Source organism: Elioraea sp., from assembly GCF_022842375.1.
Lineage (GTDB): Bacteria > Pseudomonadota > Alphaproteobacteria > Acetobacterales > Acetobacteraceae > Elioraea_A.
In genome coordinates this window covers 78417-103465 of the sequence record NZ_JALHPR010000007.1, presented here as the reverse complement: position 1 = coordinate 103465, position 25049 = coordinate 78417, and the positions used below count along the sequence as shown (strand labels likewise).

Below are 25049 nucleotides of genomic sequence, written 5' to 3'. Positions count from 1 at the left end.
TACGCCGGAACTGGAATGGCTGCCCTGTTGCCCGCACCAGCCGGCGGATAGACTGTGCGTGATGCCCGCGCCATCCCCCCTCCCCGACGTGTTCTGGCAGGACCTCGCCGCCGCGCCGCACGTGACGGCGCCCTACGCCGATCGCGTATCGACGCGGCTGCCCGATGGGCGCTGGCTGCTGCAGCCGCTTCGCCCCGTGGCCGACGACCCTTCCCGCGCCGTCGCCTCCCTGATCTCGACGCAGGCCTCCTTCACGGTCGAGCATGCGTTGACCGGCTTCCTGGTCGGCGCAGCCCGCGCGCTCGCGCCCGAGGTGGTGGTTGGGCTGCCGACGCTCGGCCACGTGTTCGCGCGCGGGGCTGCGGAGCGGCTGGGGTTTCCGAACTGGGTGGCGCTCGGCTACTCCCGCAAGCTCTGGTACGACGAGGCGTTGGCCGAACCCATCGCGTCCTCCACAAGTCCCGATGCCGGCAAGCGCCTCTGGCTCGACCCGCGCGTGCTCGGCCGGCTCGCGGGCCGCCGCGTGCTGGTGGTCGATGACGTTGTCTCGACGGGCATCTCTGCTGCTGCCGCGCTCAGGCTCCTCGCGCGAGCGGGCTTCCCCGCCGTCGGTGTCGCGGTTGCGATGGCGCAAGGTGACCGGTGGCGGGAGCGGATGGCGGGTGTCGCCGTGGTCGCCGGCTTCGCGACGCCGATGTTCCGCCGCGATACCGACGGCTGGCGGCCTGTCGAGCGAACCTAGCCGCGCCGCGCCGCAAGCACGGCGAGGATGGCATCGACGATGCCCTGGTAGCCGGTGCAGCGGCAGAGATTGCCGGCGAGCTCTCGCCGCACCCGCGCTTCGTCAGCCCCCGGAATGCGCAGCACGATGTCGCGCGCGGTGATCAGCATGCCGGGCGTGCAGTAGCCGCATTGCAGCGCGTGGTGTGCCGTGAAGGCCGCGCGAAGCTCTGCCATCACAGAATCGTACTCGAAGCCTTCGATGGTGCGTACCACGGCTCCGGCGCACGCAGCGGCGAAGGCGATGCAGGCACGCGCGGGCGAGCCATCGAGCTCGACCGTGCAGGCACCGCACACGCCATGCTCGCAGCCGAGATGCGTGCCCGTGAGGCCGAGCGTCTCGCGCAGGGCATCGGCGAGATGGGTGCGGGGCGGCACGTCGAGCGTCGTTTCGATGCCGTTCACGGTGAGCGTGGTCATGCGGCGATGTCCCCGAGCGCGCGATCGAGTGAAACGTGCAGCAGCCGTGCCTTCCATGCTTCGCCTGGCCACGCATCGATCGCGGCATGAGCGCGAGGGCCGGCATCGGCGCCCTCGGCGATGATGGGCGCGCCATCGGTCGCCCCGACCACGACGCGGCGGATCGCGCGCGCTGGGTCATCCAGCACGGCGGCGATCGCCATCGCGAACTCGCCCTCCTTCCGGCAGAGCTTGCGGTAGGCGAGCCGCGCGCCCGGCCTGGGCCGTGGGATGGTGACAGAGAGGAGCAACTCGCCCTCGGCCAGTTGCGTGGCGAACGCGCCCGACATCCAGCCCGTCAGCGCCTCCTCGCGCTCGCCCTCCGGCCCCGCGATACGCACGCTGCCGCCGAGGGCGGTGAGCGCGCTGATCCAGTCCGCCGCAGGGTCAGCGTGTGCGAGGCTGCCGCCGACGGTGCCGCGGTTGCGCACGGCGCGATAGGCGATGTGGCCGGCGATGGCGCGCAGCGTTCCCCCCGTCGGGTCAGGCACGCGGCCATCCTCCACCTCGGCATGCGTCACGGCCGCACCCCAGGTGATGGTGTCGTCCGTTTCGGCGTGCGCACGCAACGCGGCGAGGGTGCGGATATCGGCAAGGCGCTCGGGCGTGGCGAGGCGGAAGTTCAGCATGGGCCCGAGCGACTGGCCCCCCGCCAGAGGCCGCGCGCCGTCGGCGAGGGCGGCGAGCGCATCGGCAACGGTGCGGGGGCGAACGAGGTCGAAAGCCGCTGCCTTCATCGTCCCGCCCGCGCCAATGCCTCGAGGATGCGGCGCGGTGTGATCGGCAGCGCATCGACGCGTGCGCCGAGCGGCCGCAGCGCATCGTTCACCGCATTGGCGATCGCCGCCGGCGGGCCGATCGCGCCGCTCTCGCCGATGCCCTTCTGGCCGAACCGCGTCAACGGCGAGGGCGTTTCCATATGCTCGATCGCGATGCGCGGAATCTCGCCGGCACCAGGCAGCAGATAGTCGGCCAGCGAGGCGGCGAGCGGCTGCGCCTCTCCGTCATACGGCATCTCCTCGTAGAGGGCGGTGCCGATGCCCTGCGCGGTGCCGCCGAGCACCTGGCCGTCGACGATCATCGGGTTCAGGCACACCCCGCCATCCTCTGCGATGACGTAGCGGCCAAGCGTGACGAACCCCGTCTCGGTATCCACCGTCACGGCGCAGGCGTGTGCCGCGTAGCTGAACGTTCCGCCATCGGAGAGCGGCTTGTAGCCGGCTGTCACGTCAAGCCCCGCTGGGTCAACGTCGCGCGGCAGCAACTGCGGGGCGCGATACCAGGTGTGCGCGACCTCGCGGAGCGTGACGGACGCACCGCCCGGTGCCACCACGCTGCCATCTTCCACGCGCACGGAACCGGCCTCGGCCTGCAGCAGATGCGCGCCGATCGCGGCGATGCGCTTGGCCAGCGTCTCGCAGGCGGCAGCGACAGCCCCGCCCGACATGACGGCGGACCGCGAGCCCCAGGTGCCGGTGGAATACGGCGTCAACGCCGTGTCGCCATGCACGAGCCGCACGGCGGCAGGGTTGATGCCGAGGATGGTGTGCGCCACCTGCGCGAGCGAGGTCTCCATCCCCTGGCCGTGGCTGTGCGCGCCGATGCGCAGTTCAAGCACGCCATCGGGCGTCAGCCGCGCCTGCGCCTGCTCGTGCCCCGGCACCATCGGGATGCCCCAGCCGTGATAGACGGCCGTACCGTGGGCGCCCTGCTCGCAGAAGATGGAGAGGCCAACGCCGGTGCGGACCGGTCCCGTCTCGCTCGCCTGCTGCGCGCGGAGTGTCGGGATGTCGAGCGCAGCGGCAGCACGGCGCAGCGCCTCGGGATAGTCGCCGCTGTCGAACACCTTGTTCGTCACGTTCGTGTACGGCATCTCCTCGCTCCGCACGAGATTGCGCTGCCGCACCGTTTCAATGTCGATGCCCGTTGCCTCGGCGATCGCGTCCATCACCGTCTCGATCGCGTAACACACGCCCGTCCGCGCCACGCCGCGATAGGGCAGGATCGGCGGCTTGTTGGTGGCGACCGAGAAGGTGCGGCAGCGATAGCGGCCGAACCGGTAGGGGCCGGGCAGGATCGAGGCGATCTGCGCGGCTTCGAGGCACGCCGAGAAGGGGTAGGACGAGTAGGCGCCCGCATCGACCATCGCCTCGCAGTCGAGCGCGAGCAGGGTTCCCTCACCGTCCGCGTAGGCCGTCAGCTCATAGGCGTGTTCGCGGCAATTGGCGTTGGCCGAGAGCTGCTCGAACCGGTCCTCGATCCACCGCACCGGCGCGCCGATGCGCCTCGCGAGCCATCCGAGTGCCACCTCCTCCGGCAGAAGGATTCCCTTGTAGCCGAAGCCGCCGCCGACATCGGGCGAGATCACGCGGATCTGCCCATGGTCGAGGCCGAGGCATTCGGAGAGGCCTGAGCGCGTGATGTGCGGCATCTGCGCCGATGACCACATGACGAGCTGGTCGAGCCTGCCGTCCCACTCCGCCACCACGCCGCGGCCTTCGATCGGCGACATGCATTGCCGCGCGGTGCGGAGGCTGCGGCGGATGACGATGGGGGCCGTGGCAGCGATGTCTGACAGGTCATCATCGACGAAGGTCTCGAGGACGATGTTGTCAGGCCATTCCTCGTGCACGCGGGTGGTGGTTGCGCGCGCCTCCGCCATGTCGACCAGCGCGGGCAGCGGCTCCCACGCAATGTCGATCAGGCCCGCAATGTCCTCGGCTTCCGCGCGGGTCGCGGCGACGATCATCGCCACCGCCTCGCCGACATGCCGCACCTTGCCGGTGGCGAGCACGGGCTGGTCCGACCGGCGGAAGCCCTTCAGGCCTGAGTACGCGCGGATGGGCGCGACATCGGTGAGGTCGGACGCCGTGAACACCGCAGCGCGATGAGCCTCCGGCACCGTGATGGCGCCGATGCGCGCGTGCGCGATGGGGCCGCGCAGGAACGCCACCTCGCGCATCCCGGGGATGCGGATGTCGGCGACGAACCTTCCCTTGCCGCGCAGGAAGCGATCATCCTCCTTGCGCGGCAGGCGCGCACCGACGCCCTTTCCGCTGCCACCATCGGCCATCGCTGGTCAGGCGGCAGCGGGCAGTGGCAGGATCGGTGCGTTCGCGTCATACCGCGTGCCGGCGCGGAGGCAGAAGAGCGGCCGCAGCATGCGATCGACCGTCGCCTCGTTCTTCTCGTTGTCGCGCAGTAACCAGCGGCCGCGCTCGTCCGACAGCACCGAGATATCGGCCTCCACGCCAGGGCGCAGCGTGCCGATCTCGCCCGAAAGGCCGAGCATGGCGGCGGCGTTCGACGTCACCATCGGCACCACCTGCTCGAGCGTGAGCCCCAGCGCCATCATCTCGACCATGGCGTGGACGAGGCTGAACCGCGCCTGGCCGGCGAAGGGGTGGTTCTCGTCATCCGGATGCTCGCCGGGCGTTCCCGGCGGCGGCGGCACGCGGGTGTTGTAGCCGTGCATGTCTGCGCCGAGCGTGTCGGGCATGATGCCGGCGGCCAGCACCTCGCGCGCGACGCGGAACGAGAAATGCGAGCCGTGGCCGACATCGATCTTGAGGCCGCGCGCCATTGCCTCCTTGATGATCGGGTGCACCTTCCCGTTGCGATCGACGAAGCCGCCCGGGTGGCGGGTGAACGGATGCGCGAGGATGTCGCCCGGGCGCATCAGCTCCGCCACCTCCGGCACGATCGTATCGGGATCGACACTGTTGCCGCCCTCGCCCGGCAGGGCCCAGAGCTGGCCGAAATGGATGTAGACGGGCAGGTCGGCCTCACGCCCGATCTCGGCTGCCATGCGCATCACCTCGATGCCCCAGCGCGCGAAGCCGCCGATCTCGGCATGCGCCTTGATGCCGCGCACAAGGTCGGCATTGGCGAGCGCCGCCTTCACGGTTGCACCCACGTCCACCTGCTCGGGGCTATAGAGGGAGGGGTAGTAGTGCCCCTCGAGCCCGCCGACGACATAGGCCGACATGAAGGCGTAGCAGCGCGTGGCCGAGGCGTTGGCGATGTAGTTGCGATAGGCGGGGAAGGTCATGCACGACGCTCCACCCTGGTCGATCACCGCGGTGGTCGCCGAGTTCACGCCGACCATGTCGGGCGGCAGGCCGAAGCGGCCTGTGACGTACTGGAACACGTGGCCATGCGTGTCGATCAGGCCCGGCAGCACGATGCGGCCCGCAACGTCGATCACCTCGCGCGCGGCGGCTGGCATGATGCCGGGCGCGACGGCGGCGATCCGCCCGCCCTTCACCGCGACGTCGAAGGCGCCGTCGAGGCCCTGCGCCGGGTCGATCACGCGGCCGCCCTTCAGCAGGATGTCATAGGTCTCGGTCATCGTTCTCTCCCGTCACGCGGCGCGCACTCAGGCGCTGCCGTACCAGCGAAGCATGGCCTTCTCGGCGAGCGCCACCGCCCCGTAGAGCACGAGGCCGATGACGCAGAGGGTGGCGATCGAGGCGAGGATCAGCGGCGTCTCTGCCTGCGAGGAGGCGAACAGGATGAGGTAGCCGAGCCCCGCCTGCGCGGTGATGAACTCGCCGACGATTACGCCGATCATCGCGAAGGTGACCGCGATCTTCATCCCCGAGAAGATGTAGGGCAGCGCGTAGGGAAACCGCACGGCCGCGAACACCTGCGCCTCGGTGGCGGTGAGCGAGCGGCAGAGGCGCAGCATGTCGGGCGGCACCGCGCGCAGCCCCGCCATGGTGGCGATCACCACGGGGAAGAAGCTGATGAACACCGAGAAGGCGAGGCGGCTTTCCGAGCCGATGCCGAGCCAGACGATGAACAGCGGTGCCAGCGCGATCTTGGGGATGAGCTGGAAGAACACCACGGTCGGATACACCGCCTCGCGGAACCGCCTTCCGTACACGAGGAAGGTGGCGAGGGTGGTGCCGAGGATCATCGACAGCAGGAACCCCACCACGGTCTCGACCGTCGTCGGCACCAGGTGGGTGAGCAGGAATGGCCAGGCGGAGAGGATGCGCGCCCATACCACCGAGGGGGCCGGCAGGATCACCGTCGGCACCGCGTAGAAGCGGACGAGGAACTCCCACAGCAGCAGCACGCTGACCGCGAAGCCAAGCGGCATGAGCACCGTGCCGGACCGCCGCGCGAGCATGCGCAGCGCGCCGGGTGCGGCTGGCGCTGCTGCGGGAGCGGGAAGGCGTGCGGCGTCGGCCGTCATGCAAACGCCTTCAGCGAGCGCCGCGGCCCGCGCGCCTCGCCGGCGCGTGCGTAGCCTTCCTCGATCCGCGCGCGAAGCTCACCGCAGATGCGGTTGAACTCCGGGTCCTCCTGGATCGACATGTCGCGTGGGCGCGGGAACGGGATCGTCACGTCAGCCACAACGGTGGAGGGGCGCTTGGCCATGACCAGCACGCGGTCTGAGAGGAACACCGCCTCGCGGATCGAGTGGGTGATGAACACGCCGGTCTTGTGATACGCGTCCCAGATATCCATGAGTGCCACGTTCATCTCGTCGCGCGTGATGGCGTCGAGCGCGGAGAAGGGCTCGTCCATCAGCAGCAGCTCGGGGTCGTGCACCAATGCGCGGCAGATCGCCACGCGCTGGCGCATGCCGCCCGAGAGCTGGTGCGGCTTCTTGCCCTCGAACCCGCCGAGGCCGACGAAATCGAGCAGCCGCATCGCCCGCTCGCGCGCGGGGGCGACCTCGCGGCGCATCATCCGGATCGGGAACAGAACGTTCTCGAGCGCCGATTTCCAGGGCAGCAGCGTCGCATCCTGGAACACCAGGCCGAACTCCGGTCGCGGCCCCGTGACCGGTGCGCCATCGACCGTGATGCTGCCCTCCGACGCGGGGTCGAGGCCGGCGATCATCATCAGCAGCGTCGACTTGCCGCAGCCGGAGGGGCCGAGGATGGACACGAACTCGCGGCGGCGGATGGTGAACGACGCGCGCGCCACGGCCTCGACCGGGCCTGACGGCGTCTCGTACACCTTCCGCACGCCATCCACCACGATCTGTGGCGGCGGCTCCATCCCCGGATCCGTCACCGAGCTCAGCCGAGCATCTTCGCGAAGTCGCCGAGCTTGCCGCGCAGCGCCTCCCACTCGGCGGCCGACAGCTTCGTCTTGCCGGCGAAACGGTTCGAGATGAGCGCCTCGACGGCCGGGCGCCGTGCATCGCCAGGTGCACCGAACTCCATCACGAGGTCGGTCATCTCGGTCCAGCGCGCCATGTCGGACCAGCCGAGGCCGTTGTTGATCGCCTCGGGGGCCAGGATCGTGTACTGCATCAGCCCCTGCGACAGCCGCGCATTCTCGCGCCCGCCCTGGGTGATGCCGATCTCCGGCACCTGCTTGATGAACATGTCGAGCGCGCGGTCAGGCTCCTTCAGCTGCAGCACCGTCGCCTCGATCAGCGCGTCCGTCACGGCCTCGCACAGGCCTGGGTCACGCTGCAGCACTTCCGCGCGCGTGGTGACGACGTTGGCGTAGAAGGTGATGCCCGCGGCGCTGTACAGCATGAAGCGGTGCGGCGCGTTCTGGCTCTGCATCACCGGGATGGTGGAGGAGCCGATCGCGGTGATCGCGTCCACCTGCCGGTCGATCAGGCTGCGCTCCAGCACGCGGTTGTCCATCTGCTGGATCGTGACCTTCGAGACGTCGATCCCCGCCTTCCGCGCGAAGGCCGGCCAGAACGGGAATTCGGCCGAGGCCGGCACGGCGCCGATGCGCTTGCCCTCGAGGTCCTTCGGCGTGCGGATCGGGCTGTCGGCGCGGAGTGCGATGCCCATCGTCATGTCGTAGTTGATGGTCGCGAGCCCGGTGAGCGGCAGGCCGCGCGCGGCGGTGAGGATGAGCGGGCCGGCGCCGACCAGGCCGAAATCGAACTGCCCCTGCGCGATCGCCTGGCCTGCAGCGACGGAGCCGAAGCCGCGGCTGATCTCGACGTCGAGCCCGCGCGAGCGGAACATGCCCGCCTCGCGCGCGACATAGGCATAGGCGGTCGCCCCCTGCGCCAGCCAGGGGAGGGTGAACTTGATGCTGCGCCGCGCCTGGGCGCGCACGGCCGGGGCTGCGAGGGCGACGCTGGCTCCCAGGGCGCCGGCGCCAAGCAGGACCGCGCGCCGCGAGGGGCGCAGAATGGATGTGCTCATGTGATCGACCTTTCCCCGGGTTCCCCAGCGCCCTCAGGAGCGCCGCACCGGAGCCCGTGGTCAGCAATCCCTATGCCAGGGGTCGTCATGCCAGGGGAGGGCGAGGATCGAGCGCGCGCGCCAGCTGCTTTCCGCCGAAGCCTTCGGCAGACTGCCCACGGAATGCGCAGTTCGCTCACGCCCAGCGCGCATCCTCCGGCATCACGGGGGGCATCGCTGCCTCCAGCACGGCCGAGCCGCGCAGCACCAGGTCCTCGCGCATGTGCGTGGCCACCACCTGCACGCCAACGGGAAGCCCCGCCGCGTCGAACCCCCAGGGAACGGAGGAGCAGGGCTGCTTCGTCAGGTTGAAGGTCCAGGTATAGGGCGTCCAGTCGTACCATTCGGGGTAGAGCATCGCGTCGGGCGTGTTTACGCCATGGCCGGCTTCGAAGGCAGCGATCGGTAGGGTCGGGCAGACCAGCAGGTCGTGGCTTCGGTGGAACGCGATCATCGCGTGCATCAGGCGGTGGCGCTCGAGCTGGGCGAGCTTCTCGGCCACCGCCGAGGTGGCAAGCCCGCGGCGGCCGACATCGAGCAGGCCAGGGTCGAACAGCTTGAGGCGCTCGGCCGGCGTGGTCATCACCGCGCTCGCATAGGCCGCTTCCCAGATCGTGGCGAAGGCAGCGCGGGCGTTCCAGAGCGGCGGATCGGCCCATGTCACGGTCGCTCCCGCTGCCTCCAACGCCCTGGCCGCCCCTTCGAGCGAGGCCGTGCGCACGGCATCGGGCCGACGCGTGAAGCCGAGCGTTGCCGAAATTGCGACGCGAAGGCCCGCAACCCCCGCCCCGAGCAGGGAAGGATAGTCGACGGAGGGCAGCGCCGAGGCGGCAGGATCGCGCGCATCGGGGCGGATCATCGCGGCAAGCACCGCCGCGCTGTCGGCCACGGTGCGGCTCAGCGGGCCGGGGGCAACCAAGTCGCCGGCCGGGCTGTCATAGAGGCCAGGCACGCGGAACGAGGTGGGCTTGATGCCGAACACGCCGGTGAAGCCCGCCGGCATGCGGATCGATCCGCCACCGTCACCGCCCGTCGCGATCGGGCACACGCCGGTCGCCACCGCCACCGCCGCGCCGCCGGAGGAGCCGCCAGGGGTCAGCGCCGGGTTCCAGGGGTTGCGCGTCACCCCGGTGAAGGGGCTGTCGTTCACGCCCTTCCAGCCGAGGTCGGGCATGGTGGTGCGGGCGAAGATGACCGCACCCGCCTCGCGCAGCCGCGCGATGTGGGGCTGGTCCTCGGCATCGGTCACGGGGTCACGCGTCAGGCTGCCGCTCCGCTTCGGCAGGTCCTTCGCACCGTGGTTCTCCTTGATCGCGAGCGGCACGCCATCGAGCGGGCCCTTCGCCTCGCCCTTCATCCACCGCGCCTCTGCCTCGTGCGCGGCTGCCTTCGCCGTCTCGGGGGCGAAGGCGCTGAACGGGTTCAGCTTCGGCTGAACCTTCTCCGCCCGCGCCAGCGCGGCGGCGAGCACCTCGACGGGCGACAGGCGCTTCGTGCGATACGCGTCCGCGAGCGCTGCCGCGTCCATCCGATGGATTTCGTTCACCGCCACTCCCCCTTGCCTGCCGCGCGGTGCATCCTACAAGCACAACCGGTGAGGGGAACCCCGATGGAGCTCGACCTGCCCGACGTGGTGGCGGAAGTGCGCGCGGTGATCGACCGCTACGAGACCGCATTGATGACCAACGACATCCCGACGCTGGAGGCGATCTTCTGGGACGATCCGCGCACCGTCAGGCTCGGGGTGAACGAGATCCTGTTCGGGATGGACGCGATCCGCCGCTTCCGCCGCGCCCAGGCAGGCGGCTACCAGCAGCGCGAGCGGCTCGAGGTGCGGGTGACGACGTATGGGCGCGACACGGGCGTGACCAACATCGTCTATCGCCGTGTCTCGACCGGGCTGATCGGGCGCGAGACCAAGATCCTTGCACGCATCACCGGGCTCGGCTGGCGCGTCGTCTCGGCGCATGTGTCGCTCAACCCCGAAGGCACGCCCATCGAGACGTAGCGCCTATCCCTGGCACATGACCTGCGCGATCCTCATCCCGCTGCGCAGCTGGTCTGCCACTGCACCGAAACGATCGGGGACGACGGCGATGGCCCGCGTGCCAGGTGCGGCGCGCTGCATCTGACGGTCTGGCCCGGCGAAGGCGAGCAGCGTCTCCGGCGCGGCGGTGGAGAAGCGGCCGCGGCGCGGCTCCTCCGCCACCATGACGCCGAGCACGTTGCCGTTCGCATCGAGCAGCGGCCCGCCGCTGATGCCGCCGAGACTGCCGCGGATTGACGGCGCGCGCCGCACCTCGGCCCATTCGAGCGTCGGCGCGCGGCCCTGGAACAGACCGCGCGCCTGCATCTGCGCCCGGCCGAGCAGGCGGCCCTGCACCGCCCCTGGCTTGCCCTGCGGGAATCCCATGCCGAAACCGTCCATCCCCCTCACGGGCGCATCGCCTGCCAGAACGAAGGGTGGGGTTCCGCCCTGGGTGCGCAGAAAGGCCACGTCGGCCTGTGGATGCGCCCAGGCGAGCGTGCCGCGCACCCAGCCCTGCCGCCCGCGCAGGCCGATCTGCCGGCAGCCTTGCGCGACGTGCCGTGCGGTCAGCCACAGGCCCGACTGGTCGACCGAGAAGGCCGTGCCCGTGCTGTTGCCGCCGCCACCGCCGCCCTGGACCTCGAACACGGGGTCGCGCGGCGAGGGGGGCGGCAGGGGGACGCGATCACCCTGCGGCGGCACGCGATCACCCTGCGGCGGTACGAGAACGGGCGGCGGTGGCTGCGGCGCCTCGGCCATTGGCGGGATGCGAGGCTGCGGGTTCCCCTCCCTGTCCTCGCCGAAGAAGGCCCAGAGCGCCATGACGAGCATCAGCAGGGTCGCGATCTTGTCGAGCCCGCGCATCGCCTCAGCCCGACATCGCGCCGGCGTTGACGATGCCGACGGAGAGCTGCACGGCGGCAGCGACGAGTGCGGCGGCGATGTCGCCACGCTCGACGCGCGCGGGAAGCTCGCGCAGGAGAAGGTTGGCGAGGCCGAAGGCTGCGGCCTGCATCATGGTCGCGACCGCGCCCCAGACCAGAATGTCAGCCACCGAGAGGGAGCGGGCGAGCGTCGCCCCCACGGGCATGGCAAGCCCGATCAGCGCGCCGCCAAGCGTGATCGCCGCCGCAACGTTGCCACCGCGGACCAGCTCGAGCTCGTGGTACGGCGTCAGCCGCGCGTAGATGGCGATGCCTGCGGCGTACACGGCAGCGGCGGCGATGAACTGAAGCACCAGCGTCGGCAGGCCGCTGATCAGGCTTTGAAGCACGGGATCCATGCAGGGATGTCCTTCGGGTGAGGGCTCAGAGCCTGTTTGAGAATGCGCTGCCATGAGCTGGATGGCGCGGTTTCCGAGAACCGGCGCGCAGCGGCCTTGAGGGCCGTGAGCACCGGAAGCGCAGGAAATCAAAGCCAGACGGCCATGGCAGTAGCATTGTCAAATAGGCTCTCAGATGACGGTGGGGTCGTTGCCGGCGGGCGCTGCCGTGTCGGCGAAGGCTTCGACGGCAGCGACATGCGCCTCCGCCTCCTCGAGGAACAGGCTGCGGGTGATCGCGCGCACCACACGGTCAGGCCCGAACTTCATGCCGTTCAGCCCGACGCAGACAGGCCCGACCGAGGGAACCGCCGCGATGCCGACATCGTGGAGGCGCGCGAGCATCGGCGCATCGGCCGCATCGCGTGCGGTGTAGGCGAAGCCGGCATCGAGATAGGGCATCGCGCCCAGCGTGGCGTCGGCGCCGGCGGGGGGAAAGCGATCGGCCCAGAGGGCGATGCGGTCGGCGAAGGCGGCGAGCTCCGGCCGGCCGCCCATGCGCACGGCAAATCCCGTCGCCGCGATTACGAAATCCGCAGCGATCGTGCCCTGGGGTGTGTCGAGCGCCACGGCGCCCCCCTCCACCCTTGCAGCGCGAAGCGGGGAAGCGGTGAGAACGCGAAATCGGGCGCCATGGTCGGTGCAGCGGGCGACGCTGTCCGGCGGCGGCGGCACCGCGAAGCGGGCCAGCACGCGGTGCAGGCGGAAGCGCTGCGCGTCGGAAAGCTCGCCGTAGTGGCGGAGGAAGCCCGCGAACTCCATCGCCTGCTTCACGTTCGGCTGCTCGATCGACGCCCGCCGTGCGATGAGCGTGACCGATGCCGCCCCACGTTCCAGGGCCACGGCGGCATTGTCGAACGCCGACGCACCCGCCCCGATCACCGCGACACGCTTTCCGGCGAGCGCTGCGACATCGATCATGTCGGATGAATGCGCGCGGAGATGGCCAGGCAGCGCTGCGATCTCAGCGGGCATCGCCGGCCCGCCGGCGCCGAGCACGCCGGTGGCCAGGACGATGCGGCGGGCGAAGCACCGCTCCTCCCCGCCAGGCCCTGCAAGCGTGCAGGCGAACAGCCCCTCGCCCGCCTCGGCGATGGCCACGAGCCGCGTGCCGTTCTCGACCGTGATGCCAGCGGTTTCGCGGAACCAGCGGAGATAGTCCATCCACACCCCGTTCGGCGCGCGCACCAGCGCGTCCCACGCAGCCGTGCCGAAGCGCGCGGCGTACCAGGTGGGGAAGGAGAGGGGGGCAACGCCGAGATCGGGCCCGACGAGCTCCTTCGGCGTGCGCAGCCAGCGCATCCGCGCAAAGCCGAGCCACGGGCCCTCGTGCCCCTCCTCGGCCGCATCGACCACCCGCACGCGCGCCACCTTCTCGCGCGCGAGGAGGAACGCCACCGCGAGCCCGTTGATGCCGGCACCGGCGACGAGAACATCGGCTGCCTCGGACCCATCGGGCGCGACGACGGGCCGCGTCCAGCTGCGCCTGGGATAGTCGATATAGCCCAGGGTGGCGCGGGCCTCGTCCGCGAGGGCCGCGACGCGTGGGTGATCCGGGGTGTCCATGCCGTCCATGGCCGCCAGGATGCCAGGGAGTGGCAAAAGGATCGAGATCACGTTGCGCCCGCCCTGTCCTGGCCGCATGCTCGGCGCGGGAGGAACGGTGCGATGGCGGCTGACAGGGCGAAGGCGCCGCGGTCGGGCCCGCGTGGCGGGTCTGTCGATCCGGCGGCGCTGATGGCCGTCGCCGAGGCGCTCGACGACATGCCGCGCCGGCCCGACATGCTGGTCGAGGCGCTGCACGCGGTGCAGGACCGGTTCGGAGCGATCCGCCATCGTGACCTGCGCGCGCTCGCCGAGCTTTTCGGCCTTGCCGCCGTGGTGCCGTACGAGACCGCGACGTTCTACGCGCATTTCGACGTGATCGCCGATGATGCTCCCTTGCCGCCCACCGTGACGGTGCGTGTGTGCGATGGCCTGCCCTGCGCGATGGCGGGTGCGGCAACACTGCTGGCCGGACTCCGCGCCGCGATGCCGGAGGCGCGCATCATCCCCGCCCCCTGCATCGGTGCGTGTGACCGGGCACCGGCCTGCAGCATCGGCCACGCGGTGATCGGCGAGGCGAGCGTCGCGCGCGTGAAGGCCGGCGCCGCACACCCACCCGCGCTGCCGGCCCCGCGCGCCTACAGTGCGCTCGCAGCCTCGCCCCCACCGGAGGCGCTGGTCGCGACCATTGCCGCCTCGGGCCTGCGCGGTCTCGGCGGTGCGGGCTTCCCGGTCGCGCGCAAATGGCAGCTCGTGCGCGGCAACCCAGGGCCGCGGCATCTCGTCGTGAATGCCGACGAGGGTGAGCCAGGCACGTTCAAGGACCGCTGGTGCCTTGCCGCCGATCCGCACCGCATGCTGGAGGGCATGCTGATCGCCGCCCGCGCGGTCGAGGCGTCCGCCTGCTGGATCTACCTGCGTGACGAGTATGGCGACCTTGCCCCTGGCCTCGCGCGCGCGATTGCCGACATTCCCGCGGGTGCGTTCGATGGGCCGATCCATCTCCGCCGCGGGGCCGGCGCCTATATCTGCGGCGAGGAGACGGCACTGCTCGAAAGCCTCGAGGGCCGACGCGGCTATCCGCGCCACAAGCCGCCCTTCCCGGGGCAGGTGGGCCTGTTCGGGCAGCCGACGCTGATCCACAACGTCGAGACGCTGTGGTGGCTACCGGAGATCATCACGCGCGGCGCCGAGGCGTTCGCGCAAGCGGGGCGCGCGGGGCATGCGGGTCGGCGGCTGATCTCGCTGTCGGGCCGCGTGCGCGAGCCTGGCGTGAAGGACGTGCCGATGGGCATCACCGCGCGCGCGCTGATCGATGAGTTCGGCGGCGGCATGGCGGAGGGGCATCGCCTCGTCGCCTACCTGCCTGGCGGTGCGTCGGGCGGCATCCTGCCCGCCTCGATGGCCGACCTGCCGCTCGCCTTTGGTGCGCTTGAGAAACATGGCAGCTTCGTCGGCTCGGGCGCCGTCATCGTCCTCTCCGACCATGACGACCTGGCGGAGGCCGCGCGCAACCTCGCGCGCTTCTTCCGTGACGAGAGCTGCGGCCAGTGCACGCCCTGTCGCGCCGGCACGGCCAAGGCGGCAGCGATGCTCGATGCCGCGCACTGGGACGGCGCCCTGCTCGCCGAGCTCGCCGCGGCGATGGCCGACGGCTCGATCTGTGGCCTCGGCCAGGCGGCAATGAACCCGGTGCTGAGCCTCATCCGCCACATGCCGGAGCACGTTCCATGAGCGTGACGTTCACCCTTGACGGCGAGGCCGTGACGGCCACGCCAGGCGAGACGATCTGGCAGGTGGCGCAGCGCCGTGGCACCGAGATCCCACATCTCTGCCACCTCGATCGCCCGGGCTATCGGCCTGACGGCAACTGCCGCGCCTGCATGGTGGAGATCGCGGGCGAACGGGTGCTCGCCGCCTCCTGCATCCGCACGCCTGCCGATGGCATGGTCGTCACCACCGCGAGCGAGCGTGTGCGGCGCACGCGCCGCGTCGTGTTCGAGCTCCTGCTCGCAGACCAGCCCGCATCGTTGCGTGATCCAAACGGTACCTTCGCCCGTTTCACGGCCCAACTTGGCGTGACGGAGAGCCGCTTTCCGCGCACCGCGCCTGATCTGGCGGCGGATGCGAGCCACCCCGCGATGCTGGTCCAGCTCGATGCTTGCATCGCCTGCGGGCTTTGCGAGCGTGCCTGCCGCGAGGTGCAGCACAACGACGTGATCGGCCTCGCCCATCGCGGGTCCGATGTGCGCGTGGTGTTCGATGCCGCCCTGCCGATGGGAGCCAGCAGCTGCGTTGGCTGCGGCGAATGCGTGCAGGCCTGCCCGACAGGTGCCCTCCTCCCCGCTTCGGTCGCGATCGAGGGCGTGCGCGCCGTGGTGCCTGATCGCGTGGTGGACAGTGTGTGCCCCTATTGCGGCGTCGGCTGCCAGGTGGCGTTCCATGTGGCCGACGGGCGCATCGTGGAGGTGACGGGGCGCGATGGGCCGTCGAACCAGGGGCGGCTCTGCGTGAAGGGTCGTTTCGGGTTCGACTATGTGCGCCACCCCGATCGCCTGACGGTTCCTCTCGTTCGCATCGATGGTGCCGCGAAGGACCCGGCAGACTGCATCGATCCCGAGTCCGCGCGCGGGAAGTTCCGCGAGGCGAGCTGGGACGAGGCGCTCGACCGCGCCGCAACCGGCCTGCGCCATGTGCGCGATCGTTTCGGTGGCGATGCGCTGGCCGGCTTCGGCAGCGCCAAGGGTGCCAACGAGGAGGCGTATCTTTTCCAGAAGCTGGTGCGCACGGGGTTCGGCACGAACAACGTCGATCACTGCACGCGGCTCTGCCACGCGGCCTCGGTCTCGGCGCTGCTCGAGGGCATCGGGAGTGCGGCTGTCACCGCGCCGTTCACGGCGGTGGCGGACGCTGATTTCATCCTGGTGATCGGCGCGAACCCGACCGAGAATCACCCCGTTGCCGCGACCTACATCAAGGACGCCGCCGTGCGCGGCGCGGTGCTCGCGGTGGCCGATCCGCGCGGCACGGGGCTCGACCGCTTCGCCACGCACACGCTCCGCTTCTCGCCAGGCAGCGATGTCGCGCTGCTGAACGCGATGCTGAACGTCGTGATCACCGAGGGGCTGGTTGACCGGCAGTTCGTCGCCGCGCGTACGCAGGGGTTCGACGTTCTCGCCGCCCATGTCGCGCCGTTCACGCCCGAGGCGATGGCGCCGGTCTGCGGCATCGGGGCCGACGCGATCAGGGCCGTCGCGCGCGGCTTTGCGCGGGCACGGGCGGCGATCATCCTCTGGGGCATGGGGATCAGCCAGTCAGTCCACGGCACCGACAATGCGCGCGCGCTGACGGCGCTGGCGCTGCTCTGCGGCCAGGTGGGACGGCCGGGGACGGGCCTGCACCCGTTGCGGGGTCAAAACAACGTCCAGGGCGCCTCCGATGCCGGCCTGATCCCGATGATGCTGCCCGACTATCAGCGGGTGGATGACGCCGCGTCGCGCGCAGCGGCGGAGGCCGTGTGGGGTGCCCCCGTGCCGACGGCACCGGGCCTGACCGTCGTCGAGATCCTGCACGCGGCGGAGGAAGGGCGCATCCGCGGCATGTACGTGATGGGCGAGAACCCGGCGATGAGCGACCCCGATGTGGCTCACGCCCGCGCCGCGCTTGCCTCGCTCGACCATCTCGTGGTGCAGGACCTGTTCCTGACCGAGACCGCGGCACTCGCCGACGTGATCCTGCCCGCCTCCGCCTGGCCCGAGAAATCCGGCACGGTGACGAACACGAACCGCCAGGTGCAGATGGGCCGCGCAGCGCTCACCCTGCCCGGCGAGGCGCGGCAGGATCTCTGGATCATCGTCGAACTCGCCCGCCGCCTCGGCCTCGCCTGGGAGCATCGCGCGGTGGCCGAGGTGTTCGCCGAGATGGCCTCCCTCATGCCCTCGCTCACCCACGTCACGTGGGAGCGGCTGGTGGCGGAGGGTGCCGTCACCTACCCCGTTCCCGGCCCTGGGCTTGCGGGCAGCGGCATCGTGTTCGCCGATCGCTTCCCCACGGCCGATGGCCGCGCCCGCCTCGTGCCGGCGGCGCTGTCGGACCCGACCGAACTGCCCGATGCCGCCTTCCCGTTCGTGCTGACGACGGGCCGCCAGCTCGAGCATTGGCATACCGGAACGATGACGCGCCACACCGCCGTGCTCGACGCGCTCGAGCCAGGGCCCACGCTCAGCCTCTGCCCGGCCGACATGCGGCGCCTCGGCCTCTCGCCAGGCGAGGACGCCCGGGTGGTGACGCGGCGTGGCGAAATCGTGCTCGCGGTGCGTGCGGCCCCCGGGCTTCCCGAAGGCCTCGCTTTCATTCCGTTTGCGTATCACGAGGCGGCGGCGAACATGCTGACGCATCCGGGCCTCGACCCGATCGCGCACATCCCGGGCTTCAAGCACTGCGCGGCGCGGATCGAGCCGATCGCCCCTCAGCTGCCGATCAGCCGCGCCAGCGCATCCCCGATGCCGGTGACGGGCGAGGGCGGCGGCGGGGCGTAGGAGCCTGCCGTCGCGCGCGCCGGGCCAAGCCGCGCGAGCATCAGCGCCTGGGCGATGCCGCAGGCGAGGCTGTCGAGCACAGGCACGGGCGTGCGCGCACCGATCCGCTGGGCAAGCCCCGCGAGCCCGGCACCGCCGAGCACGATCACTTCCGCCCCCCCGTCCACCAGCGCCCTGGCTTCGGCCGCGAGGCCCGCGACGGCGCCGTCAGGATCGGCCGCGATCTCGGCCCCCGTCTGCGGCACGGAGCGGATCAGCGTGCGCTGGCCAAGGCCGATGGCGGCAGCGTATTCGGCGAGCATCGGCACCCAGCGTGCGCCACCCGTCAGCACCCCGATGCGGCCGCCCAGCGCGGCGGCGGCCAGCAGGCTCGCCTCCGCCATGCCGGCGACGGGAACGGGGGAGACCTCGCGCAGCGCGGCAAGGCCAGGGTCGCCGAAGCAGGCGAGCAGCACCGCATCGGGCGTGGGCGGGCTGGCGAGGCGGAGGGAGAGCGCATCGAGGGCAGCGTGGCCGGCAATCGCGGCGGCGGCGCGCGTGCTGATGTAGCGGGCACCGAACCGCGCCGTCGCCTGCTCGATCGTCACCCCCTCGCCCGCGATCGGGGCGGCGAGGGCGGCCATGCGCGCGGTGATGGCGGCATCGGTGTTGGCATTGAGGAGGAGAAGGCGCATCGCGGGCGGATTCCGCTGGATTGGAGGGCAGGCTGCCCACGGCGCGGGCAGGGAGGCGCCACAATCCATGCTTCGCAGCCGCCCGCAAGCCCCAGGCGGCCCCCAGATGGCCCCCGGGCGGCTTGGCGCGACGGGCTGGCACGGTGCTTGCGTCGCCTGAGGCCAACGCTGGAATTTCACTGCCAGACCATCACGATGAATGCGGCGCCCGGGGGCCATTGCTGCTGCCACGGCTGCGCCGAACGAGACAAGGGAGAGCATGATGACGACCACCCGCTCGATGCTGTTCGGCGCAGGCCTCGCCGCCCTGATCGTGGCCGCGCCGGGGCTTGCCAGCGCCCAGGGCACGATCCGCATCGGCATGACGGCGGCCGACATCCCGCTCACCCACGGCCAGCCCGACCAGGGCTTCGAAGGCAATCGCTTCACCGGCATTCCCCTCTACAATGCCCTTGTCGAGTGGGACCTGACGCGCGGCGATCGCGCCACCCCGCTTCGCCCCGGCCTTGCCACCGAATGGGCCGTCGACCAGGCCGACAAGACCAGGTGGGTCTTCCGCCTCCGCCCCGGCGTGAAGTTCCATGACGGGTCGGACTTCAACGCCGATGCCGTGGTGTGGAACGTCCGCAAGGTGCTTGACCGCGAGGCGCCGCATTTCGATCCGCGCCAGGTCGGCGTCACCGCCTCGCGCATGCCGACGCTGCGGCGGGCCGAGAAGATCGACGATCTCACCGTCGCCCTCTTCACGTCGGAGCCTGACAGCCTTCTGCCGATCAACCTGACCAACCTGTTCATGGCGAGCCCGGCGCATTGGCAGGCCAAGCGCGCCGCCGCGGCGACCCCAGAGGCGGCGTGGAACGCCTTCGCGGCCGACCCGTCGGGCACCGGGCCGTTCCGGATGACGCGGCTGGTGCCGCGCGAGCGGGCCGAGTACACGCGCAACGACGCCTACTGGGGCACGAAGGCCAAGGCCGACCGGATCGTGCTGCTGCCGATCCCGGAGGCGAATGCCCGCACCGCGGCACTGCTCTCCAACCAGGTCGACTGGATCGAGGCGCCCTCTCCTGATGCCCTGGGACAGCTCCGCTCGCGCAACATGCGCATCGAGCAGAACGCCCAGCCGCATGTGTGGCCGTGGCAGCCATGCTTCGCCGAAGGCTCGCCGCTCGCCGACGTGCGCGTCAGGAAGGCGATGAACCTCGGCATCGACCGCGAGGGGCTTCGCACCCTGCTCGGCGGGCTCATGGTGCCGGCTGTCGGCTCCGTGGCGCCTGGCCACCCGTGGTGGGGCAACCCCTCGTTCCAGATCAAGCACGACCCCGTGGCGGCGCGCGCGCTGCTGGCCGAGGTTGGCCACAGCCCGCAGCGGCCGTTGACGGTGAAGGTGCAGATCTCGGCCTCCGGTTCGGGCCAGATGCAGCCGCTGCCGATGAACGAGTTCGTGCAGCAGAATCTCAAGGAAATCGGCATCAACGTCGAGTTCGACGTGATCGAGTGGAACGCGCTGTTCACCAACTGGCGTCGCGGCTGCCGCGATGCCTCCGCCCGTGGGGCGCACGCGATCAACGTGAGCTTCGCGGCGATGGACCCGTTCTTCGCCATGGTGCGGTTCTGGGACAGCAAGATGGCCCCGCCCACCTCGAACAACTGGGGCTTCTTCAACGACCCGAAATTCGATGCGATGGTGGCCGAGGCGCGCAACGCGTTCGAGCCGGCGGCGCGTGACGCGGCACTGGCGAAGCTGCATGCGGCTGGCGTCGACGAGGCGCTGTTCATCTGGATCGCGCATGACGTGTCGCCGCGCGCGATGAGCCCGCGGGTGCGCGGCTTCGTCCAGCCGCAGAGCTGGTTCGTTGACCTGACCCTGCCGTATATCCAGTGAAAAGGGGCATCCAGTGAGTGATCGGGGCACCCGCGCCGTGACCACGATGCGGTGCCCCGCCACGCTGGCTGCGCTGCCATGCTGATCTATCTCGTCCGCCGCATCCTCTACGCGATCCCCATCGCGCTCTCGGTCGGGCTGGTCTGCTTCATGCTCGTGCATATCGCGCCGGGCGATCCGATCAATGCGATCGTGCCAGCCGATGCGCCGCAGGAACTGGTCGACCAGATCCGCCGTGACTATGGGCTGGACAGGCCCTTGCCGATCCAGTTCGGGGTCTGGCTCGGCAAGGTGGTGCAGGGCGATCTCGGCAACTCCCTCGCCACCGGCCGCCGCGTCTGGGCCGATCTCTCGGTCGCTGTCGTCAACACGCTCCGCCTCGCGCTGACGGCCGCGATGATCGGCTTCGCTTTCGGCTGCCTGCTCGGCGGGCTCGCCGGAACCTTCCAGGGAACGGTCATCGACAAGGCCGCGGTGGGGCTCGCCGTCGCCGGCGTGTCGGTGCCGCATTACTGGCTCGGCATGGTGATGGTGATCCTGTTCAGCGTGAACCTGAACTGGCTTCCCGCCATGGGTGCAGGGCCTGGCGGGTCGAGCGACTGGGCGTGGAACTGGGAGCATATCCGGCACCTGATCCTGCCCGCCGTGACTCTTTCCGTGATCCCGATGGGCATCGTGACGCGCACCGTGCGCGGCATCGTCGCCGAGATCCTGAACCAGGATTTCATCCAGACGCTGCGCGGCAAGGGCCTCTCCAGCCGCGGCATCTTCTGGCACGTGGTGAAGAACGCCGCGCCGAACGCGATCGCGGTGATGGGGCTGCAGCTCGGCTACCTGATGGGCGGGTCGATCCTGGTCGAGACGGTGTTCTCCTGGCCCGGCACGGGGTTCCTGCTGAACAGCGCGATCTTCCAGCGCGACCTGCCGGTGCTGCAGGCGACCATCCTCGTGCTTGCGATGTTCTTCGTGGCGCTGAACCTCATCGTCGATCTGGTGCAGACCGCACTCGATCCGCGCATCAAGCGGGCGTGAGCCGCATGGCCGATGGCGCGGTGACAGCGAGGCCAGGCGCGAACGCAGCGGCGGAGGAACTCGCCGTCCAGGCGCGCGAGGCAGCGATCAGGAGCCAGGGCTACTGGGCCGGCGTGTGGAAGCGTGTCAAGCGTGACCCCGTGACGATCGCCTGCGGGCTGATCCTCCTCACCATGCTCGCCGCCATCGTGTTTGCGCACCTGATCGCGCCGCATGACCCCTACCAGGGCAGCATGATCCGCAGGCTTCGTCCCATTGGTACGCCGAACTATCCGCTCGGCACGGATGAGCTTGGCCGCGACATGGTGACGCGGCTTCTGTTCGGCGGCCGGCTCTCCTGGTTCATGGGCATCACGCCCGTGTTCCTCGCCTTCCTGATCGGCACCACGCTCGGCGTCCTCGCGGGCTATGCGGGCGGCGGCGTGAACATGCTGATCATGCGCACGACCGACGTGTTCTATGCCTTCCCCTCGGTTCTGCTCGCCATCGCCATCTCAGGCGCGCTCGGCGGCGGCACGATCAACGCCATCGTCTCGCTCACCCTCGTGTTCATCCCGCCCGTGATCCGCGTGGCCGAGAGCGTGACCACGGGCGTGCGCAACCTCGACTTCGTCGATGCCGCGCGTGCATCCGGCGCGGGTGCCTTCACCATCATCCGCGTGCACATCCTCGGCAACGTGCTCGGGCCGATCTTCGTGTACGCGACGAGCCTCGTCTCGGTGTCGATGATCCTCGCCTCCGGCCTCTCCTTCCTCGGCCTCGGCGTGACGCCGCCCGAGCCGGAGTGGGGCCTGATGCTGAACACGCTGCGCACCGCAATCTACGTGAACCCGACGGTCGCGATGCTGCCGGGGGCCTGCATCTTCGCGACCTCGATCTGCTTCAACCTGCTGTCGGACGGGTTGCGCCAGGCGATGGACGTGAGGGCCTGACGCAACCACCGGGGCGCGCTATGCCTCGGGCATGGACCGCGCCGCCGTCGTTCTCACAGCCATCGTTCCCGTCGCCCTGCTGATCGCCCTCGGCGCAGCGCTTCGCCGCGCGCCCGGCCTCGGCGATGCGTTCTGGGCGGGGGCGGAACGCCTCTGCTACCTCGTGCTGCTGCCGGCGCTGCTCGCGGTTGGCCTCGCGACGGCCGATTTCTCGACCGTCCCGGTTGGCGGCATGGCGGTGGCGATCTTTGGGGCACTGCTTGCCGTGGCTGCCGGGCTTGTCGCGCTCAGGCCTGCGATGGCGATCGACGGACCCGCCTTCACCTCCGTGTTCCAGGGCGGCGTGCGGTTCAACAACTACATCGCGATCGCGGTCGCGGCCGGGCTCTACGGCGCGCAGGGTGTGACGCTGATGGCGGTGGCAACGGCCGTCAGCGTGCCCTCGGTGAACGTCATGGCGGTGCTGGTGTTCGCCCGCTTCGGCACGGCACGGCCGACGCTGGCCGGCACGGCGAAGGCGCTCGCGACCAACCCGCTGATCCTCGCCTGCGTCATCGGCATCGCCATCCAGGCCATCGGGCTGCCGCTGCCTGGCGTCATCGTCGCTTCGTTGCGCTCGCTCGGCCAGGCGAGCCTGTCGATCGGGCTGCTCTGTGTCGGTGCCGCGTTCCAGCCGGCAGCGCTCTGGGCGAAGCCGGGGGCGGCCGCGATCTCGAGCGCGGCGAAGTTCGTGGTCCTGCCCGCCGTCACCTGGCTCGCCTGCCGTGCGATGGGTGTCACCGGCACGGCGGCCGAGGTGGCGCTGCTGTTCGCCGCGATGCCGACGGCGAGTTCCGCCTACATCCTCGCCCGCCAGCTCGGCGGCGACGCGCCGCTGATGGCCGGCATCACCACGGCGCAGACGGTATTGTCGGCCGCCGCCATCCCCCTCGTCCTCGCGCTCGCCGCTTAGCTCCTGACCAGCGCTGCGCGGGTCAGGTCATCGGCCGGCAGGAAGGCCTCGATCGCGAGCTCCGACAGCGTCACGTCGCGCGGCGTGCCGAACACCATCGAGGTGGAGAGGAAGCTCAGCATGCCGCGTTCGGTGGCGATCCGGAACGGAATGGCCAGCTCGTCGGCATCGGCGTCGTGCTCGCTGTCGGGTGCGGGATAGCCGGCGAGCTCGGCACGGAGTGTGATGATCGCCGCATCCCCCGTCTCGGCAATCTGCCGCCCGAGGCGCGCGAGCAGGTGTGCCCGCCATGCGCCGAGGTTCGTGATCCGCCTCGCGAGCCCGTCCGGGTGCAGCGTCAGCCGCAGCACGTTCACGGGCGGTGCCAGGAGTGCGGGTGCCGCACCGGCGAGCAGCAGCGGCACGGCAGCGTTGGCCGCAAGCAGGTGCCAGTGCCTGTCGATCGCGACGGCGGGGAAAGGCGCGTGCGCGGCGAGCACGGAATCGACGGCGGCGCGGACCGAGGCGAGGCCGGGATCATCCAGCCCGCGCTCCGGGAAGGCCGGCGCGTAGCCCGCGGCAAGCAGCAGAACGTTCTGGTCACGCAGCGGCACCTCGAGCTGGTCGGCGAGCCTGAGCACCATCGCGCGGCTCGGTCGCGCGCGGCCGGTCTCGAGATAGCTCAGGTGTCGCGTCGAGATGCCGCCCTCGAGTGCAACGGCAAGCTGGCTCAGCCGCCGTCGCTCGCGCCACTGGCGAAGCAGCGGTCCGAAGCCCTGGTCGGTCGCGATGATCTGCGTCATCGGCCGACGCTACTCCGGCACGGATGCAATCTCCATGACCTCCGAGGTCATCGACGATGGCCGTCTGAACCCGTCATCTCCCGCCATCCGCATGTAGCGGACATGGATCGAAAGGAGAACGACAATGACACGACCCACCCCCTGGCTCACCGCTGTGCTGGTGACCGATGCCATCGGCTGCCTTGCCCTCGGGCTGGTCGCGACGGGCGCGCCTGGCCTGGTCGGCGGGCTCACCGGCCTGCCGCGCGGCTTCATCGTCCCGGCGGGCGCCGTCCTGCTGGCCGCGGCGGCAGTGCTGATCGTCACGGCGGCGCAACGCAGCGTGTCGCTGACGATGCTTCGCGTCGTCGCCATCGGCAATGCCGCCTGGGTGCTGGCCTCTGTCGCCACGCTCGTGCTGATGCCGATGACCACGCTCGGCGTCGTGTTCGTCGGCGTGCAGGCGATCGCGGTCGCGGTCCTCGCGGTGCTGGAGGCACGGCCCCTCGTGTCGGTCCGGGCGGCAGGTGCGGCATGAGCGCGGTGCCGGCCTACGCGGTGGGGCTGCTGCGTCCCACCACGGTCGATCACGGGATCGAGACCTATCTGACCCGGATCGATGCGACGCTTGCGCCGTTCGGTGGACGCTTCCTCGTCCACGGTGGTGCCGCTGACGCGCTGGAGGGGGAGTGGACGTCGGATCTCGTGGTGATCCGCTTCCCTGACATGGCGGCGGCGCGCGCCTGGTACCGCTCGCCCGCCTATCGCGAGATCCTGCCGCTTCGCACCGCGCGAGTGGAGGGTGCGGTCGCCCTCGTCGAAGGCGTGGGCGAGGATCATCGCGCCGGCGACATCCTCGCGGGGCTTCGCGCCGCGGTGACGTGACGCCTGATGTAACCTCGGGCGGGGTAGCGGCGAAACATGGACAGCACCCCGTCCGGAACCGTCTCGATGCCACGCCCCTCA

23 protein-coding genes are annotated in these 25049 nt (G+C 70.6%); 10 read left to right on the top strand and 13 right to left on the bottom strand.

The features are described 5' to 3' along the window. The first annotated feature begins 61 nt into the window (after positions 1–61). On the top strand, positions 62–742 hold the full coding sequence (locus Q0C38_RS08770) for a phosphoribosyltransferase (protein ID WP_291296697.1): 681 nt from the start codon (positions 62–64) through the stop codon (positions 740–742). On the opposite strand, the gene Q0C38_RS08765 is transcribed toward Q0C38_RS08770, so the two are convergent. The 8 genes from Q0C38_RS08765 to Q0C38_RS08730 form a co-directional block, all read right to left on the bottom strand. Then, positions 739–1200, bottom strand: a complete 462-nt coding sequence (locus Q0C38_RS08765; protein WP_291296696.1) for a (2Fe-2S)-binding protein — start codon at positions 1198–1200, stop codon at positions 739–741. The two genes, Q0C38_RS08770 and Q0C38_RS08765, sit on opposite strands and share 4 nt — an antisense overlap. Beyond that, the gene (locus Q0C38_RS08760) at positions 1197–1976 is read right to left on the bottom strand and encodes a xanthine dehydrogenase family protein subunit M (protein ID WP_291296695.1); all 780 of its coding nucleotides are present in this window, start codon (positions 1974–1976) and stop codon (positions 1197–1199) included. The genes Q0C38_RS08765 and Q0C38_RS08760 overlap by 4 nt, the downstream gene beginning before the upstream one ends. After that, positions 1973–4312, bottom strand: a complete 2340-nt coding sequence (locus Q0C38_RS08755; RefSeq protein ID WP_291296694.1) for a xanthine dehydrogenase family protein molybdopterin-binding subunit — start codon at positions 4310–4312, stop codon at positions 1973–1975. Before Q0C38_RS08755 ends, Q0C38_RS08760 begins: the two co-directional genes overlap by 4 nt. Before the next feature lie 6 nt (positions 4313–4318). Next, positions 4319–5590: an amidohydrolase/deacetylase family metallohydrolase gene (locus Q0C38_RS08750; protein ID WP_291296693.1), complete on the bottom strand. Its 1272-nt coding sequence runs from the start codon at positions 5588–5590 to the stop codon at positions 4319–4321. A gap of 27 nt (positions 5591–5617) precedes the next feature. After that, positions 5618–6442 carry an ABC transporter permease gene (locus Q0C38_RS08745; RefSeq protein ID WP_291296692.1) on the bottom strand — a complete coding sequence of 275 codons (825 nt, stop codon included), beginning with the start codon at positions 6440–6442 and terminating at the stop codon, positions 5618–5620. Next, a complete protein-coding gene (locus Q0C38_RS08740; RefSeq protein ID WP_291296691.1) occupies positions 6439–7257 on the bottom strand; it encodes an ABC transporter ATP-binding protein in 819 nt (272 codons plus the stop codon). The genes Q0C38_RS08745 and Q0C38_RS08740 overlap by 4 nt, the downstream gene beginning before the upstream one ends. Before the next feature lie 20 nt (positions 7258–7277). Next, positions 7278–8378 carry an ABC transporter substrate-binding protein gene (locus tag Q0C38_RS08735; protein WP_291296690.1) on the bottom strand — a complete coding sequence of 367 codons (1101 nt, stop codon included), beginning with the start codon at positions 8376–8378 and terminating at the stop codon, positions 7278–7280. 175 nt (positions 8379–8553) lie between these two features. Then, positions 8554–9963, bottom strand: coding sequence for an amidase family protein (locus tag Q0C38_RS08730; protein ID WP_291296689.1), 1410 nt, complete (start codon positions 9961–9963; stop codon positions 8554–8556). Between the two features lie 48 nt (positions 9964–10011). On the opposite strand from Q0C38_RS08730, the gene Q0C38_RS08725 reads away from it, so the two are divergent. Next, positions 10012–10425 (top strand): AtzH-like domain-containing protein, encoded by a 414-nt coding sequence (locus Q0C38_RS08725; RefSeq protein ID WP_291296688.1) that lies wholly within the window; start codon positions 10012–10014, stop codon positions 10423–10425. Between the two features lie 3 nt (positions 10426–10428). On the opposite strand, the gene Q0C38_RS08720 is transcribed toward Q0C38_RS08725, so the two are convergent. From Q0C38_RS08720 to Q0C38_RS08710, 3 genes are all read right to left on the bottom strand, one after another. Further along, on the bottom strand, positions 10429–11310 hold the full coding sequence (locus Q0C38_RS08720) for a serine protease (RefSeq protein ID WP_291296687.1): 882 nt from the start codon (positions 11308–11310) through the stop codon (positions 10429–10431). 4 nt (positions 11311–11314) lie between these two features. Beyond that, a complete protein-coding gene (locus Q0C38_RS08715; protein WP_291296686.1) occupies positions 11315–11728 on the bottom strand; it encodes a DUF350 domain-containing protein in 414 nt (137 codons plus the stop codon). Positions 11729–11899: 171 nt separating this feature from the next. Further along, positions 11900–13333: an FAD-dependent oxidoreductase gene (locus tag Q0C38_RS08710; RefSeq protein WP_291296685.1), complete on the bottom strand. Its 1434-nt coding sequence runs from the start codon at positions 13331–13333 to the stop codon at positions 11900–11902. A 102-nt stretch (positions 13334–13435) separates the two neighbouring features. Here Q0C38_RS08710 and Q0C38_RS08705 point away from each other — a divergent pair, with 102 nt between their 5' ends. Both Q0C38_RS08705 and fdhF read left to right on the top strand, forming a co-directional pair. Further along, positions 13436–15046 (top strand): NADH-ubiquinone oxidoreductase-F iron-sulfur binding region domain-containing protein, encoded by a 1611-nt coding sequence (locus Q0C38_RS08705; RefSeq protein ID WP_291296684.1) that lies wholly within the window; start codon positions 13436–13438, stop codon positions 15044–15046. Next, positions 15043–17850, top strand: a complete 2808-nt coding sequence (fdhF, locus tag Q0C38_RS08700; protein WP_291296683.1) for a formate dehydrogenase subunit alpha — start codon at positions 15043–15045, stop codon at positions 17848–17850. Before Q0C38_RS08705 ends, fdhF begins: the two co-directional genes overlap by 4 nt. Here fdhF and Q0C38_RS08695 read toward each other — a convergent pair. After that, positions 17781–18524 carry an aspartate/glutamate racemase family protein gene (locus tag Q0C38_RS08695; protein WP_291296682.1) on the bottom strand — a complete coding sequence of 248 codons (744 nt, stop codon included), beginning with the start codon at positions 18522–18524 and terminating at the stop codon, positions 17781–17783. The two genes, fdhF and Q0C38_RS08695, sit on opposite strands and share 70 nt — an antisense overlap. Before the next feature lie 262 nt (positions 18525–18786). Here Q0C38_RS08695 and Q0C38_RS08690 point away from each other — a divergent pair, with 262 nt between their 5' ends. The 4 genes from Q0C38_RS08690 (at position 18787) to Q0C38_RS08675 (ending at position 23322) form a co-directional block, all read left to right on the top strand. Next, the gene (locus tag Q0C38_RS08690; protein WP_291296681.1) at positions 18787–20406 is read left to right on the top strand and encodes an ABC transporter substrate-binding protein; all 1620 of its coding nucleotides are present in this window, start codon (positions 18787–18789) and stop codon (positions 20404–20406) included. 78 nt (positions 20407–20484) lie between these two features. Next, positions 20485–21438 (top strand): ABC transporter permease, encoded by a 954-nt coding sequence (locus Q0C38_RS08685; RefSeq protein WP_291296680.1) that lies wholly within the window; start codon positions 20485–20487, stop codon positions 21436–21438. A 5-nt stretch (positions 21439–21443) separates the two neighbouring features. After that, a complete protein-coding gene (locus Q0C38_RS08680; protein ID WP_291296763.1) occupies positions 21444–22370 on the top strand; it encodes an ABC transporter permease in 927 nt (308 codons plus the stop codon). A 31-nt stretch (positions 22371–22401) separates the two neighbouring features. Further along, the gene (locus Q0C38_RS08675) at positions 22402–23322 is read left to right on the top strand and encodes an AEC family transporter (RefSeq protein WP_291296679.1); all 921 of its coding nucleotides are present in this window, start codon (positions 22402–22404) and stop codon (positions 23320–23322) included. Here the strand turns inward: Q0C38_RS08675 and Q0C38_RS08670 are convergent. Next, positions 23319–24104, bottom strand: coding sequence for a helix-turn-helix domain-containing protein (locus Q0C38_RS08670; protein WP_291296678.1), 786 nt, complete (start codon positions 24102–24104; stop codon positions 23319–23321). The two genes, Q0C38_RS08675 and Q0C38_RS08670, sit on opposite strands and share 4 nt — an antisense overlap. Positions 24105–24228: 124 nt before the next feature. Here Q0C38_RS08670 and Q0C38_RS08665 point away from each other — a divergent pair, with 124 nt between their 5' ends. Next, positions 24229–24621 (top strand): hypothetical protein, encoded by a 393-nt coding sequence (locus Q0C38_RS08665; protein WP_291296677.1) that lies wholly within the window; start codon positions 24229–24231, stop codon positions 24619–24621. Then, positions 24618–24968: a DUF1330 domain-containing protein gene (locus tag Q0C38_RS08660; protein ID WP_291296676.1), complete on the top strand. Its 351-nt coding sequence runs from the start codon at positions 24618–24620 to the stop codon at positions 24966–24968. Before Q0C38_RS08665 ends, Q0C38_RS08660 begins: the two co-directional genes overlap by 4 nt. Positions 24969–25049: the final 81 nt, after the last annotated feature.